14 protein-coding genes and 1 tRNA gene are annotated in these 17,041 nt (G+C 59.6%); 1 reads left to right on the forward strand and 14 read right to left on the reverse strand.

Annotation, left to right across the window (positions count from 1 at the left end):
• Positions 1-3: 3 nt before the first annotated feature.
• The 14 genes from nuoG to tldD all read right to left on the reverse strand — a co-directional run bounded on the left by nuoG (position 4) and on the right by tldD (position 14,007).
• The gene (nuoG, locus tag MQE22_RS10900) at positions 4-2,322 is read right to left on the reverse strand and encodes an NADH-quinone oxidoreductase subunit NuoG (protein WP_215871626.1); all 2,319 of its coding nucleotides are present in this window, start codon (positions 2,320-2,322) and stop codon (positions 4-6) included.
• Entirely contained in the window at positions 2,322-3,629 is a 1,308-nt protein-coding gene (gene nuoF / locus MQE22_RS10905) for an NADH-quinone oxidoreductase subunit NuoF (RefSeq protein ID WP_215871627.1), read from the reverse strand. Before nuoF ends, nuoG begins: the two co-directional genes overlap by 1 nt.
• Positions 3,626-4,120, reverse strand: a complete 495-nt coding sequence (nuoE, locus tag MQE22_RS10910; RefSeq protein ID WP_215871628.1) for an NADH-quinone oxidoreductase subunit NuoE — start codon at positions 4,118-4,120, stop codon at positions 3,626-3,628. Before nuoE ends, nuoF begins: the two co-directional genes overlap by 4 nt.
• Positions 4,117-5,370, reverse strand: a complete 1,254-nt coding sequence (locus MQE22_RS10915; RefSeq protein ID WP_215871629.1) for an NADH-quinone oxidoreductase subunit D — start codon at positions 5,368-5,370, stop codon at positions 4,117-4,119. Before MQE22_RS10915 ends, nuoE begins: the two co-directional genes overlap by 4 nt.
• Entirely contained in the window at positions 5,357-5,953 is a 597-nt protein-coding gene (locus tag MQE22_RS10920) for an NADH-quinone oxidoreductase subunit C (protein ID WP_215871630.1), read from the reverse strand. The genes MQE22_RS10915 and MQE22_RS10920 overlap by 14 nt, the downstream gene beginning before the upstream one ends.
• 7 nt (positions 5,954-5,960) lie before the next feature.
• The gene (locus MQE22_RS10925; protein WP_215871631.1) at positions 5,961-6,437 is read right to left on the reverse strand and encodes a NuoB/complex I 20 kDa subunit family protein; all 477 of its coding nucleotides are present in this window, start codon (positions 6,435-6,437) and stop codon (positions 5,961-5,963) included.
• Positions 6,428-6,784: an NADH-quinone oxidoreductase subunit A gene (locus MQE22_RS10930; RefSeq protein WP_215871632.1), complete on the reverse strand. Its 357-nt coding sequence runs from the start codon at positions 6,782-6,784 to the stop codon at positions 6,428-6,430. The genes MQE22_RS10925 and MQE22_RS10930 overlap by 10 nt, the downstream gene beginning before the upstream one ends.
• Before the next feature lie 120 nt (positions 6,785-6,904).
• Positions 6,905-6,989 (reverse strand) — tRNA-Leu (locus MQE22_RS10935).
• A gap of 37 nt (positions 6,990-7,026) precedes the next feature.
• A complete protein-coding gene (gene secG, locus MQE22_RS10940; protein ID WP_215871633.1) occupies positions 7,027-7,452 on the reverse strand; it encodes a preprotein translocase subunit SecG in 426 nt (141 codons plus the stop codon).
• A gap of 2 nt (positions 7,453-7,454) precedes the next feature.
• Positions 7,455-8,252: a triose-phosphate isomerase gene (gene tpiA / locus MQE22_RS10945; protein ID WP_255789736.1), complete on the reverse strand. Its 798-nt coding sequence runs from the start codon at positions 8,250-8,252 to the stop codon at positions 7,455-7,457.
• Between the two features lie 68 nt (positions 8,253-8,320).
• Positions 8,321-9,673 (reverse strand): phosphoglucosamine mutase, encoded by a 1,353-nt coding sequence (glmM, locus tag MQE22_RS10950; protein ID WP_215871635.1) that lies wholly within the window; start codon positions 9,671-9,673, stop codon positions 8,321-8,323.
• A gap of 7 nt (positions 9,674-9,680) precedes the next feature.
• Positions 9,681-10,526 (reverse strand): dihydropteroate synthase, encoded by an 846-nt coding sequence (gene folP, locus MQE22_RS10955; RefSeq protein ID WP_319643712.1) that lies wholly within the window; start codon positions 10,524-10,526, stop codon positions 9,681-9,683.
• Positions 10,523-12,445 carry an ATP-dependent zinc metalloprotease FtsH gene (gene ftsH, locus MQE22_RS10960; RefSeq protein WP_215871636.1) on the reverse strand — a complete coding sequence of 641 codons (1,923 nt, stop codon included), beginning with the start codon at positions 12,443-12,445 and terminating at the stop codon, positions 10,523-10,525. The genes folP and ftsH overlap by 4 nt, the downstream gene beginning before the upstream one ends.
• Positions 12,446-12,564: 119 nt before the next feature.
• Positions 12,565-14,007: a metalloprotease TldD gene (gene tldD, locus MQE22_RS10965; protein WP_215871637.1), complete on the reverse strand. Its 1,443-nt coding sequence runs from the start codon at positions 14,005-14,007 to the stop codon at positions 12,565-12,567.
• A gap of 187 nt (positions 14,008-14,194) precedes the next feature.
• Between tldD and MQE22_RS10970 the strand changes: the two genes are divergently transcribed.
• Positions 14,195-17,023: a ribonucleoside-diphosphate reductase subunit alpha gene (locus MQE22_RS10970; RefSeq protein ID WP_215885651.1), complete on the forward strand. Its 2,829-nt coding sequence runs from the start codon at positions 14,195-14,197 to the stop codon at positions 17,021-17,023.
• The last annotated feature ends 18 nt before the right edge of the window (positions 17,024-17,041 follow it).

Here is a 17,041-nt window from a genome sequence, read left to right on the forward strand (position 1 = left end):
TCCCTACGCCCGCACCCGAATACTCGGCATCTGTACCCGCAGAGTCGTCCCGACTCCTCCCAACGCCTGCGTCTCGGGATGACCAAGATCGAGCCAGACGGCGCCGTGGGGAATTCCGGCATCGAGAACGAAGGGCAACTGCACCTGCGCGCCATTGCGCGCCAGCAATTCTACCGCGCCACCGCTGATTCCCAGTTCGGCAACCGTATCCGGGTGCAAGCGACAAACCGGCTCCTGCTCCAGGGGCTGGGCACGTCGGACGAGCAGGTCCTGCTGATAGATACGCCAGTCGCCCAGCAATTGGAGCCCCTCGGCGCCTTCTTGCTGACGTGCGGCAATCTCTGGCATTACCCCAAAACCCGGGACATCGAGGGGAAAATCCCCCAGCTGTTTCTGCCAAGTATCCTGCAGCGCTTCGAGATCATCGAAATCGAGGCCAGCCAGTTCCAGATGATCGGCCAGCACACGTAGGATTTTCCAGCCGGGGCGCGACTCTCCTGCCGGCCGCACCGCCGCACGATACTGTTGCAAGCGCCCTTCGTTATTGAAAAAGCTGCCACTACTTTCCGCCCAGCTCGCCAGAGGTAGAACGATATCGGCATAGGACTCAGCGGCGCCCAGAAAGCTGCTGATACTGATGACCGCATCGGCAGCATCGAGAGCTGCGCGGACCCCGGGCGCATCCATGGAATCCGCCTCAGGCTCGACACCATAGAGCAGGAACGCCTTTTTCTCGTCCCAGATCTGCGGCGCATCCTCGACCTGCACGCCTCCCGGTTTACGTCCGGGTACACAGCCGAGTAGCCAAGCACCAGCGCTATTGGCGGACTCCGCCAGCCAGGAGACGCGAGCGGCAGTCTGTTGCGCGATTTCAGCGATAACGGCCAGCAGCTCCGCTGCCCGGGGCTGCTGCAAGAGACCGCTACCCAACAGAAACAGCGGCTTATCGGCTGCCCGCACAGTATCTGCCAAATCCGCCAAGGCAGGATTCGATGCTGGCGTCCCATCGCGCAAAAGCGCCAAGAGCTCCTCATAGACCGCCAGATCGGCTCCCGCTGCCGCGCGGATCTGCCGCAAAGGAAAATTGAACTCCCGTTCGGTGCTATCCAGCGCCCAGATCTGCGCCCCCGCCAGGGCCGCCTTGCGCAGACGGTGGTTGGTCAGCGGTTGCCGCTCCCGCGGGTAGGCATGACAGAGAATAATGTTTCGCTCTGTCTCCAACTGTTCCAGGCTCATGTTCAGGGCCGGATATAAGGGCATGGCCGGGTCGGCACGGAAGTCCGTCTGCCGCAGGCGATGCTCGATAGCACGCACCCCGAGGCCCCGTAACAGGGCCTGGAAGAGATAGAGCTCCTCGTTGCTGGCCGCCGGCGAGATGATTCCGGCCACGACGTCGGGTCCCGCACGGCCGATGGTCTTTTGCAAGGCTGTCGCCGCCGCCTCCAGGGCATCGGCCCAGGACACTGGCTGTAAAGAACCGTTGATACGCAAGAGAGGAGTCTGCACGCGATCGGCTGCCTGCAATCCGGCATAGGCAAAGCGGCCCTTGTCGCAGAGCCATTCTTCGTTGACCGCCTCGTTGACCCGCGGCTTGACCCGCAACACTTCCTTGCCAAGGCTTTGCACATCGGTATTGCAACCCGTCGAGCAATGCGGACAGAGACTCTGGCTGTGCTTGAGCTCCCAGGAGCGGGCCTTGTAGCGGAAGGGCTTGCTGGTCAAGGCACCGACGGGACAAAGATCGATCATGTTACCGGACAGCTCGGAACGTACCGCCTTGGCAACATAGGTACCAATGGCCATCTTCTCGCCTCGTCCGGTGGCGCCCAGTTCACTGATACCGCCAATCTCGGTGCCAAAGCGAACGCAACGAGTGCATTGGATACAGCGCGTCATCTCGGTGGCAATCAGTGGTCCGATGTCCTTGTCTTCTACTACCCGCTTTTCTTCGGTGTAGAGGCTGTGCGGATTCGCATAGCCCATGGTGATGTCCTGCAACGGACATTCGCCGCCCTGGTCACAGATCGGGCAATCCAGGGGATGATTGATGAGCAGGAATTCGAGCACGCCCTGTTGCGCCATCTTCGCCCGTTTCGAGCGGGTGGAAACCTTCATTCCATCGCTCGCCGGGGTGGCGCAGGCGGGCAGGGGCTTGGCCTGCTTTTCGACATCCACCAGACACATACGGCAGTTGGCTGCCACTGACAGCTTGGGGTGGTAGCAAAAGAAGGGGATGTAGATACCGAGCTGCTCGGCGGCCTCCATCAATGTGGTGCCGGCAGCCACCTCGATCTCCTGCCCGTCAATCTCGATGCGTGGCATCAGGCAACTCTCCGTGCGGCATCGGCACCGACCAGGCAGGTCTTGTGCCGGACATGGTGCAGGTATTCATCCGGGAACAGACGCAGGGAGCTGGTCACCGGGGCCACCCCGCCGTCGGCCAGCGCACAGATCGTGCGCCCCTCGATGCGCGACCCAACATTCTGCAACAACTCCAGATCAGAGTCGCGACCCTGTCCGTTCTCGATCCGGTGCATGACCCGCCACAGCCAGCCCATGCCCTCGCGGCAGGGGGTACATTGGCCGCAGGATTCGTGCATGTAGAAGCGAGCGATGCGCTCCACTACCTTGACGATGCAAACACTGTCATCGATGATGATCACCGAGCCTGCACCCAGGGCCGAACCGGCCTTGGAGATGCTGTCGTAGTCCATGGTCACTTCCATCATCTGCGCGCCGGCCACCATGGCGGTACTGGTACCACCGGGGATCACCGCCTTGAGCTTCCGTCCCGGACGCAATCCGCCAGCCATTTCCAGCAATTCGGCAAAGGGGGTACCCATGGGTACCTCGAAGTTTCCCGGTCGTTGCACATGCCCGGTCACCGAGAAGATTTTCGTTCCCCCATTGTTGGGTTTGCCCAGATCGAGGAACCACTGTCCGCCACGTGTGATAATGTCAGGCACCGAGGCGAAGGTCTCGACATTGTTGATGGTAGTCGGCTGGCCATACAGGCCATAGCTCGCCGGGAAAGGGGGTTTGAAACGCGGTTGCCCCTTTTTCCCTTCCAGGGCCTCCATCAGGGCAGTTTCCTCACCACAGATATAGGCCCCCGCACCACGGTATACGTAAAGATCAAAAGAAAAATCGGTTCCCAGGATTTTTTCGCCGAGCAGACCAGCAGCATAGGCCTCGGCCAGGGCCGCCTCGACAATACGGATGGGTTCGATGAACTCCCCGCGAATGAAGATATACCCGGCCCGCGCACCCATGGCGTAGGCGCCGATGATCATCCCCTCGATGAGCCGGTGCGGCTCATAACGCATGATATCCCGATCCTTGCAGGTGCCAGGTTCCCCCTCATCGGCATTGCAGAGCAGATACTTCCTGCCAGTAACTCCCTTCGGCATGAAGCTCCACTTCAGTCCCGTCGGAAAACCTGCACCACCGCGACCACGCAGGGCCGAGGTCTTCATTTCGTTGATGATCTGCTCGGGCGTCATCCCCTCCAGCAAGACCTTGCGCAGGGCCTGATAGCCACCAGTGTCCTGATACACCTGCAAACGATGGGAATCCGGCAGACCGCGGTTACGCAGGGTAACACCATTCACATACGTTTCCGTCGTCATTGCTCCGCCTCCTTGCGCAATTGCGCGATCAGCTCATCGAGTTTCTGCGGCGTGAGATCTTCGATATAGCGATCTCCTAATTGCATCATCGGCGCATCTTTACAGGCCCCCAGGCACTCCACTTCTTTGATGGTGAAGAGACCATCGGCAGTCGTCTCGCCAATGCCAATGCCCAGGCGCTCCTGCAAATGGGCGAGGATCTCATCAGAGCCATTGAGAAAGCAGGACACGCTGCCGCAGACACAGAACTGGTGTCTACCGACGGGCTGCAAGTCATACATCGTATAAAAAGTAGCCACCTCGAAGGCCTGGATCGCTGGTACGCCAAGGATGGCCGCCACATGCTCGATCAGGGGCTCGGGCAGATAGCCATGCTCCTCTTGCGCAATGCGCAAGGCCGCGAGGAGCGCCGAGCGCGCCTGCTCCGGGGGATACTTGCTGCGCTCCGCCGCAATGGCATCGAGGGAGCTTTGCGACAGCCATTCGCTCATCGGTCGATCTCCCCAAACACAATATCCATGGTCGCCAGAATCGCTACCACGTCGGCAATCATGTGCCCCTTGGCCATCTCGTCCATGGCGGCAAGGTGGGAAAAGCCCGGCGCCCGGATCTTCATGCGATAGGGCTTATTGGCTCCATCGGAAAGCAGGTAAATACCAAACTCCCCCTTCGGGGCCTCGACTGCGGCGTAGATCTCGCCAGCCGGCACAATCATGCCCTCGGAAAAGAGTTTGAAGTGATGGATCAAGGCCTCCATGCTGGTCTTCATTTCTTCCCGTGGGGGCGGCGCAACTTTGTAATCGTCAACCATGACCGGGCCGGGATTTTTTCGCAACCAGTCGACGCATTGCGCAATGATCTTGTTACTTTCGCGCATTTCGGCCACGCGCACCAGGTAGCGATCATAACAGTCGCCTTCCTTGCCCAGCGGGATCTCGAAATCCAGATCGGCATAGGCCGCATAGGGCTGGGTACGGCGCAAATCCCAGGCGACCCCGGAGGCGCGCAACATCGGCCCGGTGAAACCCAGGGCAATGGCCCGCTCCGGCGCGACCACACCAATTCCCACGGTGCGCTGCTTCCAGATGCGATTGTCGGTAAGCAGGGTTTCGTATTCGTCGACATAGCCAGGGAAACGGCGGGTAAAGTCCTCGATGAAATCGAGGACAGAACCGCCACGGTTGGCATTGAGCTCCTCCAGCCGCTTCGCATCGCGGTAAGGAGACGCTTCATATTGCGGCATCTGCGCGGGAAGATCGCGGTACACGCCACCGGGCCGGTAGTACGCAGCATGCATGCGTGCCCCCGAGACCGCCTCGTAGACATCCATGAGATCTTCGCGCTCACGGAAGCAATAGAGAAATACCGACATGGCTCCGACATCGAGGGCATAGGCGCCGAGCCACAGCAGATGATTGAGTACCCGCGTGATTTCGTCGAACAGGGTACGGATATACTGGGCACGTTGGGGAATCTCGATCCCCAGCAGCCCCTCGACGGCGCGACAGTAGGCGTGCTCGTTGCACATCATCGATACATAGTCGAGCCGGTCCATGTACGGTAGGTTCTGCAGGAAGGTCTTGTGCTCGGCGAGCTTCTCCGTGGCGCGGTGCAGAAGGCCAATATGCGGATCGGCGCGCTCGATCACCTCACCATCGAGCTCCAGCACCAGCCGCAGCACGCCATGGGCAGAGGGATGCTGCGGCCCAAAGTTCATGGTGAAGTTACTAATTTCTGGCATCGTATCGCCCCTCTTCGTCACTGCGCACGATGCGCGGCACGACCACCCGCTCCTCGGTACGGGTGGGCTCGTAAATTACCCGCCGCTGATCTGGGTCGTAGCGCATCTCAACGGTTCCTACCAGAGGAAAATCCTTGCGGAAGGGATAGCCAACAAAGCCGTAATCGGTGAGAATTCGCCGCAGATCGGGATGCCCCTCAAAGAGAAAACCAAAGAGATCGAAGGTCTCCCGCTCAAACCAATTGGCCGCCGGCCAGATCGCATTCACCGAGGCGATGATCGGAAGATCTTCGTCGAGAAACACGCGCAGGCGCAGACGCTGCCGACTCTGAATACCGAGCAGATGGTAGACGGCGGCGAAACGCTCGCCCTCCCAGGTACCATCACCGTACTCGGCATAGTCCACTCCACAAATGTCGATCAACTGATCAAAACCCGCCTCATCGCGTAACCAGGTGCAGCTGGCAAGAAAGTCGTCACACGCGAGTTCCAGGGTCAGCTCGCCGCGGGCAATCTGCCGACGGCGTATCCGCTGCCCGAGCCCAGCCTCGATCTGCTGGGATACCATTTCCAGATCGTCCATTTTTGCGTTACCGGGCTATTGTGTGCGTACGGCGGATCTTCTTCTGCAGCTGGATCAGCCCAAAAAGAAGTGCTTCGGCGGTGGGTGGACAGCCTGGGACGTAGACATCCACCGGTACGATCCGGTCGCAACCGCGCACGACACTGTAAGAGTAGTGATAATACCCGCCACCATTGGCACAAGAGCCCATGGATACCACCCAGCGCGGCTCGGCCATCTGGTCGTAGACCTTGCGCAAGGCCGGGGCCATTTTATTGACCAGGGTACCGGCAACGATCATGACGTCGGATTGCCTCGGGCTGGGACGAAAAATGATGCCAAAGCGATCGAGATCGTAGCGCGCGGCACCCGCGTGCATCATCTCCACGGCACAACAGGCAAGGCCAAAGGTCATTGGCCATAAAGACCCGGTACGACTCCAGTTGACCACCGTATCGATACTGGTGGTGACGAAACCCTTTTCGAGAACCCCTTCTATTCCCATTCCAGAGCCCCCTTCTTCCATTCATAGATGAAGCCGACCACCAGAATGGCGAGAAACACCATCATGGCGAGGAACCCGGTCATGCCGACGGAGTCAAAGACGACGGCCCAGGGAAACAAAAATGCGATTTCGAGGTCGAACAGGATGAACAGAATCGCCACCAGATAGTAACGCACATCGAACTTGACGCGGGCGTCCTCGAAGGCCTCGAATCCACACTCATAGGGAGACAGCTTTTCGCTGTCGGGCCGATTAGGACCGAGCTTGCTGCCCAGAATCAAGGGCACGATGCCAACCACCAAGGCGATCAGCAGAAATATCAGCACAGGCAAATAATGTCCGAGCACCCGGCCCCTCCGTCAAAGTCATTACGCACCCATCAGGGTCGCCATAAAAAACTTTTTTTCTATATAATCAAATCTCTGCAAATCTACAGAGACAAAAAAACAGCCACGCGGGCTGTAATTTGGTGCCGAAGACCGGACTCGAACCGGTATGGCTTGCGCCGCCGCCCCCTCAAGACGGTGTGTCTACCAATTTCACCACTTCGGCAAGTGAATCAAAACTTTCTCATGCCCCGCCCAGGACGTCAAGGCTTGCCTGGAGAGGAATTCCCGGTGGCCACGCTCTTTCCGGACACAGCGGATTTTGCCGAGGCGGAAACTGGACTCCCGCTGCTCGCCACGCCTGCAGCTACAGATGCGGTCGACGCCGTTGCCGGTGCGGCAGCAGAGGGCGCTGCCGTCGAGCTTGGCAGCGCAATACCCGTCCCCATCTGGTGTGCCTCATGTTCTGACAGATAGGCCAACGCCAGGCTGTTGAGAAAGAAAATCGCGGCAAGAATTGCAGTGACGTGGCTGAGAAAGTTGCCCGCCCCCGCAGCACCAAAAACGGTCTGCGAACCACCACCGCCAAAGACTGCGCCAATATCCGCGCCCTGTCCTTTCTGAATCAGTACCAGACCTACCAGCACGACACAAATCAGTACCTGAAAAATCAATAACGCCGTATACATGCTCAAATACCTCGGGCTACCGCATGGGCGGCCTGACAGATCTGCAAAAACTCGACTGCCTGCAATGAGGCTCCACCGACCAGACCACCATCAATATCCGGCTGGGAAAACAGGACCTGGGCGTTGCCGGCCTTGACACTACCGCCATAGAGAATGAGGATTTTGCGGGCAATATCGGGATTCTTTGCAGCGACCAGGCCACGCACAAAGGCATGCACTTCCTGCGCCTGCTCTGGGCTGGCCGTCTTGCCGGTACCGATGGCCCAGACTGGCTCATATGCAAGGACCATGTTGGCCTGCTGTCCGCTACTGCCCAAGGCCGGGAGAACGGCATCTATCTGACGCCGCAACACCTGTTCCGTTTGGCCCTGCACCCTTTCCTGCTCGGTTTCACCGATACAGACCATGGGAATCAGACCAGACAGGAGGGCGGCCTTCACTTTTTTCAGGACGATTTCATCCGACTCCTGAAAAATCTGACGGCGCTCCGAGTGTCCAACCAGAACATAACGACAGCCATGATCGCGCAGCATCGGTCCCGAGATCTCACCCGTATAGGCACCGTGCGCTTCCCAAAAGAGATTTTGTCCGCCCCAACGCAAGGAACTGCCCTTGGCCAACTGATGCACCGTCGGCAATAGCGTGAAGGGCGGAAATACCACAACCTCCGGCGAGGCTGGCGCCAGACCCGCATCGAGAATGGCTTGGGTGAGGTGCTCGGCATCCGCATTCAAGCCATTCATCTTCCAATTGCCCGCTACCATGATCGACCGCACGTCGCCTTTCCTCACATTTGTCATCAATTGCTAATAGGACGGGCAGTGTAAAGAGTCCGCTGACGAGGGTCAATTTACCCTGTTCGCACGCTCTAGACCGCCACAGATTCGGTCACACCGGCGGCCACTTGCGCCCGCAACTCCTCAGCGACCTTTTGCGCCAGCCCACAGTCAACCGCCTCTACCATGATACGCAACAGTGGTTCGGTACCCGAGGCACGCACCAGAAGTCGCCCGCGTCCGGCGAGCTGTGCCTCCGCTGCCTGCAGCAATTGCTGCACATCGGGGCGGTCCAAGTGCTGGCGCGCGTCTGGCAGGCGCAAATTGAGCAAAACCTGCGGATACAGTTTCAGACCAGCGGCCAGCTCATGCAGACTCCTGCCTTTCTGCTGCAAAAAGGCAAGCACCTGCAACGCCGCAAGAATGGCATCGCCCGTGGTATTTGCGGGAGTGATGAGGTGACCGGAATTCTCCCCACCCAAGGGATAGCCCAGACGGCGCATCGTCTCCAGCACATATCGGTCTCCCACAGCGCTGCGCACGAAAGGCACTCCCTGCTCTGTCAGCGCCTTTTCCAAGGCGAGATTGCTCATCACCGTACCGACGACCCCTGGCAAGGCGCCCCGTTCCCGGAAGGCCTGCGCCAGCAGCCACAGGACGGCATCGCCATCCCAGGTATTACCTCGCGCATCCACGAGCAGGACGCGATCGCCATCGCCATCCAGGGCGATCCCCAGATCGGCCTGTCGCTCGCGCACTGCAGCAATGAGCGCCTGCGGCGCCGTCGAACCGACCCCATCATTGATATTGACACCGTTGGGTCGCGCTCCGATGCTCTCCACCTGCGCACCCAGCTCGCTGAACACCATGGGCGCGACCTTATAGCCGGCACCGTGGGCGGCATCGACAACGATCCGCACGCCGCGCAGATCGGCGGACGCCGGAAAGGTCGTCTTGCAGTATTCGACATAGCGACCGGCGGCATCCTCCACGCGGCGTGCCTTCCCCAAAGAGTCTGCAGCAGCACAGCGCATGGGTCCTTCCAGCTCGGCCTCAATGGCTTCCTCCACCGTATCCGGGAGCTTGTAGCCATCGCCAGAGAAAAACTTGATGCCGTTATCTTCGTAAGGGTTGTGCGAAGCGCTGATGACGATGCCGGCATGGGCCCGCAGGGTACGCGTCAGGTAAGCGATGGCGGGCGTCGGCAGCGGGCCAACCAACAATACATCGACGCCTGCCGCCGCCAGCCCGGATTCCAGGGCCGATTCGAGGAGGTAGCCAGAAAGGCGGGTGTCTTTACCAATCAGCACCTGCGGCCTGCCGGCTACCCCCCTGGTGAGCACCCTACCCGCAGCCCAGCCGAGCTGCAGGATCCAATCCGCACGCATGGGCATTTCTCCCACCCGACCGCGCACGCCGTCGGTTCCGAAAAATTTTCTGGCCATATTCGCTTTATCCTGTCGCTTCCATCGCTTCCCAAATGTTGAGTGCCTGCCGCGTAGCGGCAACATCGTGCACCCGATAGATCGCGCTGCGACACCGCTGTCGGGTCCAGAGGAGGGCCGCCACACTCGCTACCACACGCTCACCGGGGTTTTCCACGCCGGCAATCTCCCCCAAAAACCTTTTGCGCGACACGCCGAGCAGAATGGGGTGCCCAAGCGTCGCCAAGCGGTCGAGATGCCGCAGCAGGCGAATATTATCAGCCTGTTCCTTGGCAAAACCGATGCCCGGATCGAGCACGATGGACTCCGCGCGGATACCCGCCTGCAGGCACGCATCGCGCCGCTGGGCAAGATAGTCATGTACCTCGGTAAGCACATTTTCGTAGGCGGTGAGGGTCTGCATGGTAGCTGGAGTTCCACGCATATGCATCAGGCAAACATCAAGCCCTAATTCTGCCACCGTCGCCAGCGCATCGGGATCAAAGCTCAGGGCACTGACATCGTTGATGAGGCTAGCTCCGTACGCATGGGCGGCACGCATCACCGCTGCCTTACGGGTATCCACAGAAATGGGTAGGGGAATCTCGGCGCGGATCGCCTCCAAGGCGGGCAGGAGGCGTTCGAGTTCCTCCTCTACCGAAACTTCCATCGCTCCCGGCCGCGTCGACTCCGCACCGAGATCAAGGATGTCCGCCCCCTCCGCCCACAAACGACGTGCATGAGCCAAGGCCGCAGTCACCGAGACATAGCGACCACCATCAGAAAAAGAGTCTGGGGTCAGGTTGATGATCCCCATGATACAAGAACGCCCCTGCAGCCAGGGGCGTCTTTGCTGCAGCACAGCAGAACTCAAACGGGGTGTTCCCCGGGGTTAAGCTTGGGCAGGTTATTGGGAACCTGCTCAGAATTGCCGACGCCGCTGTTACCACTGACCGCTGGTGTGCCGGGGTTGTTGTCCTGCGGCGGACGCGGATCGCGCCCAGCCATGAGGTCGTTGACCTGGCCGGCATCCAAGGTCTCGAACTTGAGCAACGCATGGGCCATACGCTCGACAATGTCGCGGTTATCTTCGATGAGCTTGCGCGCCACCTGATAGCGTTCCTGAATGATCCCCCGTACCTCTTCGTCCACCGTCTGCGCAGTGCGCTCGGACACGCTGCTGTGTTTGGTGACTTCACGCCCGAGAAACATCTCTTCCTCTTTCTCGCCAATCACCATGGGTCCGATGGTGGACATGCCCCACTGCGTAACCATCTTGCGCGCCAGATCCGTGGCTCGCTCGATGTCATTGCCCGCGCCAGTGGTCATCTGATTGAGGAATACCTCTTCGGCAATCCGCCCACCCATAAGGATAGAGATGTTGTGCAGGATCTCCTGGCGCTCGTAGTTGAAGCGATCCTCGGTCGGCAACTGCATGGTTAGCCCCAAGGCACGGCCACGTGGGATGATGGTGACTTTGTGCACCGGATCAGTACCCGGCAGCAGTTTGGCAACCACCGCATGGCCCGACTCATGATAGGCCGTGGTCTCCCGCTGCTTGTCGCTCATCACCACCGACTTGCGCTCGGCACCCATCATCACCTTGTCCTTGGCGTCCTCGAAGTCGTGCATATCGACCAAGCGCTTGCTCTTGCGCGCCGCCATGAGGGCCGCCTCGTTGACGAGGTTGGCGAGGTCAGCACCGGAGAAGCCCGGTGTGCCGCGCGAGATGACTCTGGCGTCCACATCTGGCGCCAAAGGCACCTTGCGCATGTGTACTTGCAAAATTTGCTCGCGACCGCGAATGTCTGGAAGCGGAACCGTTACTTGCCGGTCAAAACGGCCAGGACGCAACAAGGCAGGATCGAGCACGTCCGGACGGTTGGTAGCGGCGATGACGATGATCCCTTCCGTACCCTCGAAACCGTCCATTTCCACCAACATCTGATTGAGGGTCTGCTCGCGTTCGTCGTTGCCACCGCCGAGACCGGCACCACGCTGGCGACCAACGGCGTCGATCTCGTCGATGAAGATGATGCAGGGGGCGTGCTTTTTCGCCTGCTCAAACATGTCGCGTACGCGCGAGGCTCCCACACCGACAAACATCTCAACAAAGTCCGATCCAGAGATCGAGAAGAAGGGCACCTTGGCCTCGCCGGCAATGGCGCGTGCGAGCAGGGTCTTGCCCGAACCAGGCGAACCCATGAGCAATACACCCTTGGGAATACGGCCACCAAGACGCTGGAACTTGGAGGGATCCCGCAGAAAATCTACGATTTCGGCCACCTCTTCCTTAGCCTCTTCCACACCGGCAACATCGGCAAAGGTGATCTTGTTGTTTTCCTCACTCAGCATGCGTGCCCGACTGCGACCAAAGCTCATGGCGCCCCGTCCACCAGCACCGCCGCCCCCCATCTGGCGCATGAAGAAGATCCACACACCGATAAGCAACAGCATCGGGAACCAGTTGATCAGCAAAGCCAACAGCAACGACTGGCCTTGCGGCGGCTTGACCGAGATCTTGACCCCGGCGGCCAGCAACTGCGGCACCAACTGGGTATCGTTGGGCGGGGTGTAGACACTGAATTGCTGCCCGGAACTGAGCGCACCGGTCAGATGGTTGCCGTCCATAGTCACATCGGCAACCTGCCCCTGCTTGACGCTATTGACAAAGGTCGAGAAGTTCATTGCCTGAGCTGGCGTCGAACTCGACGAATTGAGATTCTGGAAGACGAAAATGAGAATGACCCCAATCGCCACCCACAAGAGTACGTTTTTGAAAACGTTATTCATTTCCTCACCTCCCCCATCGGGAGTTTAGATCGGGTACAAAATACCCCAACATGTGCGATCTTAGACCTCTGCAGAAAAACTGACAATAGCGCACCCCGCGCATAGCGGATAACCCAGCATCATTGGGTACCGCCAACCGTGAGATCACGAATTTTCAATGTTGGCTGACCGACTCCCACCGGCACGCTCTGTCCGTCTTTCCCACAGGTCCCCACTCCTGGATCTAATTGGAGGTCGTTGCCAATCATTTCAACCCGCGTGAGCACATCCGGCCCGTTTCCAATCAGGGTCGCTCCTTTGACTGGACGCGTGATGCGGCCATTCTCGATCAGATACGCTTCCGAGGCCGAGAACACGAACTTGCCGCTGGTGATGTCGACCTGCCCACCGCCGAAGTTCACGGCATATAGCCCCTTCTTGACACTGGCGATAATTTCCTGCGGATCGTGCTGACCATTGCGCATGTAGGTATTAGTCATACGCGGTATAGGCAGATGCGCATAGGATTCACGCCGACCGTTACCGGTAGGGGCAACCCCCATAAGCCGGGCATTCAGACTGTCCTGCAGATACCCGCGCAGAATGCCGTCTTCAATCAGTACGGTACATTGGGTTGGATGCCCTTCATCATCAAGATTGAGACTTCCCCGCCGGCCGCTCAGGGTGCCATCGTCCACCACCGTGACCCCGGGCGCGGCTACCCGCTGCCCAACGCGACCAGAGAAAGCGCTAGTGCCTTTGCGGTTGAAATCCCCCTCCAGACCATGACCGATGGCCTCGTGCAGCAGAATACCCGGCCAACCAGGCCCGAGGACAACTTCCATACCGCCGGCCGGAGCGGCCTCCGCCTCGAGGTTGACCAGCGCCTGCCGCACTGCCTCACGGGCATACTCCTCGGCCACGTCGCTGGCAAGAAATGCGCGATAGTCGTGGCGTCCCCCTCCACCGGCGCTTCCCTGTTCCCGCCGACCATTCTCCTCGGCGATCACCGTGACGTTCAGTCGCACCAACGGTCGCAAATCGGCAGCCAGACTGCCATCCAGACGCGCCACCAATACCACCTCGTAGCGCGCGGCCAGACTGGCCATTACCTGCACCACACGCGGATCGGCTGCCCGTGCAGCCACTTCCAGACGCTCGAGAAGGGCGATTTTCTCGCGATTTTCGATGCTCGCCAGAGGATCGACGTTTGGATACAAATCCAGACCGCTGCGGGAGCGCCACTGCAGCGCCCGCTGCTCGCCCGGGTGATGAACGATGCTGCGCGCCGCTTCCGCTGCTCCCAGCAGTGCCTCCACCGCGATTTCATCGGAGTAGGCCAGACCCTGGCGTTCTCCCTGGATAGCACGCACCCCCACTCCTTGATGAATGCTGTGACTGCCCGATTTGACCACTCCTTCTTCCAGGCTGAAAGCCTCGCTACGGCTGTATTGAAAGTACAGATCCGCATCGTCAAGGGCGCGGCGGCGCAACTGCGTAAAGGTGCGCTCCAGTGCCGTCTCGTCGATTCCTGCGGGCTGCAGCAAATTTTCCCGGGCGAGATCGAGGGCGTTATTCGTCATGACGTGCTTCTCCGACTGAATGTTGCGAAAGAGTATGCGCCGGCCAGCGATATAGAACAAGTCTAAATTTTTTATGCAATTTCTGCACTGCCTATCCCCAGGTCATCCACAGCTTGTCAACACTATATATAGTGTTGACAATGGCACTGGGATAACTATATTTTGTGCTATCACCAAGGAGGAGCCCATGCCCAGCACTGCCACAGCCGTTGTCCCGGACCTGTCCGATTCCCGTCACCGCGTCATCCGCCGCAATGGAGCGGTGGTGCCCTTCGATGCCAGCAAAATTCAGGTCGCCATGACCAAAGCCTTCCTCGCGGTGCAAGGCACGGGCGGAGCCGCCAGTGCGCGTGTCCGGGAACAGGTAGCAAAACTCACGGAACAGGTGCTCGGCGCACTGGAGCGTCGGCAACCGGGCGGCGGCACCTTCCACATCGAAGATATCCAGGATCAGGTCGAATTGGCGCTGATGCGTGCCGGGGAGCATGAGGTGGCGCGCGCTTACGTTCTCTACCGGGAAGAGCGCGCACGGGAACGCGCTCGGCAGAAACAGCAGGAGCAGGAGCTATGCACGGAATTGCAGGTGCGTCAGGCCGATGGCAGCAGCCAGCCCCTCGATCGCGAGCGCTTGCGGGCCGTCATCGACGAAGCCTGTGCCGGTTTGGGTGCAGCGGTTTCCCCAGAACTGATCCTGCAATCCACTCTGAAAAATCTCTACGATGGAATCAGTGAGGCTGAACTCTATCAAGCTCCCATTCTTGCCAGCCGCATCCTGATCGAGCGCGACCCCGCCTATGCCTACGTGTCGGCGCGCCTGCTCCTCGACCGCATCCGTCGCGAGGTGGTCGGGCAGCCATGTACCCAGGCGCAGATGACAGAGCGTTACAGCGACTATTTTCGCGATTATCTAGCCACGGGTATCGAGCACGAACTCATCGACCCGCGTCTGGCGCAGTTCGACCTCGATCGCATCACCGCAGCGCTACGCCCAGAGCGTGACCTGAATTTTCAATATCTGGGCCTGCAGATCCTCTATGATCGCTATTTCCTGCACGTGCGCGAGCGGCGCATCGAATTGCCGCAGGCCTTCTGGATGCGCGTCGCAATGGGCCTCGCCATCGAGGAGATCGATCGCGAGGAGCAGGCCATCGCCTTCTATGAGGTACTTTCTCAATTCGATTTCGTCAGCTCCACTCCTACCCTATTCAATTCCGGTACGCTACGACCGCAGTTGTCGAGCTGCTTCCTCACCACCGTCGCCGATGATCTCGATGGCATCTACGAGTCGATCAAGGACAATGCCCTGCTCTCCAAGTATTCCGGTGGCCTTGGCAATGACTGGACGCGGGTACGCGCCCTGGGTTCTTACATCAAGGGCACCAACGGTAAGAGCCAAGGCGTGGTCCCCTTCCTCAAAGTAGTGAATGACACCGCGGTTGCCGTCAATCAGGGTGGTAAGCGCAAGGGTGCCGTCTGCGCCTATCTCGAAACCTGGCATCTGGACATCGAAGAATTTCTCGAGCTGCGCAAGAACACCGGCGATGATCGGCGCCGCACCCACGATATGAACACCGCCAACTGGATCCCTGACCTATTCATGGAACGGGTAGAGGCGGGCGCCGACTGGACGCTCTTCAGCCCCAACGACGTCCCCGAGCTCCATGATCTGACCGGCGCTGCCTTCCGCGCCCGTTACGAGGAATACGAAGAGCAGGCACTGGCGGGCAAGATCGAGCTCTACAAACGACTGCCGGCCGTGCAACTGTGGCGCAAGATGCTGACCATGCTCTTCGAGACCGGTCATCCGTGGATCACCTTCAAGGACCCCTGCAATCTGCGCAGCCCGCAGCAGCATGTAGGCGTGGTGCACAGCTCCAATCTCTGCACGGAAATCACCCTGAACACCAGCGACAAGGAAATCGCCGTCTGCAACCTGGGGTCGGTGAATCTTGTCGCGCATCTGCGTCAGCCGGCGGGGCAGGATCCGCTAGCCCTGAACCCTGACCTGAGCGCGGAGCAGATCCTCGCCGCCATCGATGGCGAAAAGTTGGCGCGCACCATCCGGGTGGCCATGCGCATGCTCGACAATGTCATAGACATCAACTACTACGCCCTCGGCAAGGCACGCAATAGTAATCTGCGTCACCGCCCCGTAGGACTGGGTTTGATGGGTTTCTCCGACGCCCTTCTCGCCCTGCGCATTCCCTATGCCTCGGATGCTGCGGTGCGCTTTGCGGATATCAGCCAGGAACTGATCAGCTACCATGCCATCGATGCCTCGGCCGACCTCGCCCGCGAGCGCGGTACCTACCAAAGTTTCGCAGGCTCCCTCTGGAGCCAGGGGGTGCTGCCCATCGACAGCATCGAGATTCTGGCGCAGAGCCGCAGTCAGGGGGTCGATCTCGACCGTAGCCAGCAGCTCGACTGGTCGGGCCTGCGCGAGAAGGTGCGCGGTGGCATGCGCAACAGCAACTGCCTGGCCATTGCTCCGACGGCGACGATCTCCAATATTGTTGGGGTCAGCCAGGGGATCGAGCCGATCTACCAGAACCTCTACGTCAAATCGAACCTTTCCGGCGAGTTCACCGTGGTCAATCAGTATTTGGTGGAGGACCTCAAGCGCCTGGATTTGTGGGATGAGGTGATGGTCAACGACCTCAAGTACTTCGATGGCTCGGTCGCGCCCATCGACCGCATCCCGGCTGCCCTGAAGCCCCTCTATGCCAATGCCTTCGAGACCGATCCCGACTGGTTGATCGAAGCAGGCGGCAGGCGGCAGAAGTGGCTGGATCAGTCGCAGAGCCTGAATCTGTATTTCGGTACGCCCTCGGGCAAGAAGATCGACGATACCTATCGCCTGGCTTGGCGGCGCGGTATCAAGACCACCTATTACCTGCGCTCTTTGGGAGCCACCGCGGCAGAAAAATCCACGGTGCAGACCGGTACCCTCAATGCGGTGCCCGGCAGCCTCAAGGCCTGCGCCATTGACGACCCCACCTGCGAGGCCTGCCAGTAAGGCAGCCGAAAACTGGAG

The organism is Acidithiobacillus sp. YTS05, from assembly GCF_024396695.1.
Taxonomy (GTDB): domain Bacteria; phylum Pseudomonadota; class Gammaproteobacteria; order Acidithiobacillales; family Acidithiobacillaceae; genus Igneacidithiobacillus; species Igneacidithiobacillus copahuensis.

Excerpts from the sequence above, each read along its gene's own strand:
- nuoG (WP_215871626.1), bottom strand. The coding sequence starts at position 2,322 with ATGCCACGCATCGAGATTGACGGGCAGGAGATCGAGGTGGCTGCCGGC.
- nuoF (WP_215871627.1), bottom strand. The coding sequence starts at position 3,629 with ATGACGACGGAAACGTATGTGAATGGTGTTACCCTGCGTAACCGCGGT.
- nuoE (WP_215871628.1), bottom strand. The coding sequence starts at position 4,120 with ATGAGCGAATGGCTGTCGCAAAGCTCCCTCGATGCCATTGCGGCGGAG.
- MQE22_RS10915 (WP_215871629.1), bottom strand. The coding sequence starts at position 5,370 with ATGCCAGAAATTAGTAACTTCACCATGAACTTTGGGCCGCAGCATCCC.
- MQE22_RS10920 (WP_215871630.1), bottom strand. The coding sequence starts at position 5,953 with ATGGACGATCTGGAAATGGTATCCCAGCAGATCGAGGCTGGGCTCGGG.
- MQE22_RS10925 (WP_215871631.1), bottom strand. The coding sequence starts at position 6,437 with ATGGGAATAGAAGGGGTTCTCGAAAAGGGTTTCGTCACCACCAGTATC.
- secG (WP_215871633.1), bottom strand. The coding sequence starts at position 7,452 with ATGTATACGGCGTTATTGATTTTTCAGGTACTGATTTGTGTCGTGCTG.
- tpiA (WP_255789736.1), bottom strand. The coding sequence starts at position 8,252 with ATGACAAATGTGAGGAAAGGCGACGTGCGGTCGATCATGGTAGCGGGC.
- glmM (WP_215871635.1), bottom strand. The coding sequence starts at position 9,673 with ATGGCCAGAAAATTTTTCGGAACCGACGGCGTGCGCGGTCGGGTGGGA.
- ftsH (WP_215871636.1), bottom strand. The coding sequence starts at position 12,445 with ATGAATAACGTTTTCAAAAACGTACTCTTGTGGGTGGCGATTGGGGTC.
- tldD (WP_215871637.1), bottom strand. The coding sequence starts at position 14,007 with ATGACGAATAACGCCCTCGATCTCGCCCGGGAAAATTTGCTGCAGCCC.
- MQE22_RS10970 (WP_215885651.1), top strand. The coding sequence starts at position 14,195 with ATGCCCAGCACTGCCACAGCCGTTGTCCCGGACCTGTCCGATTCCCGT.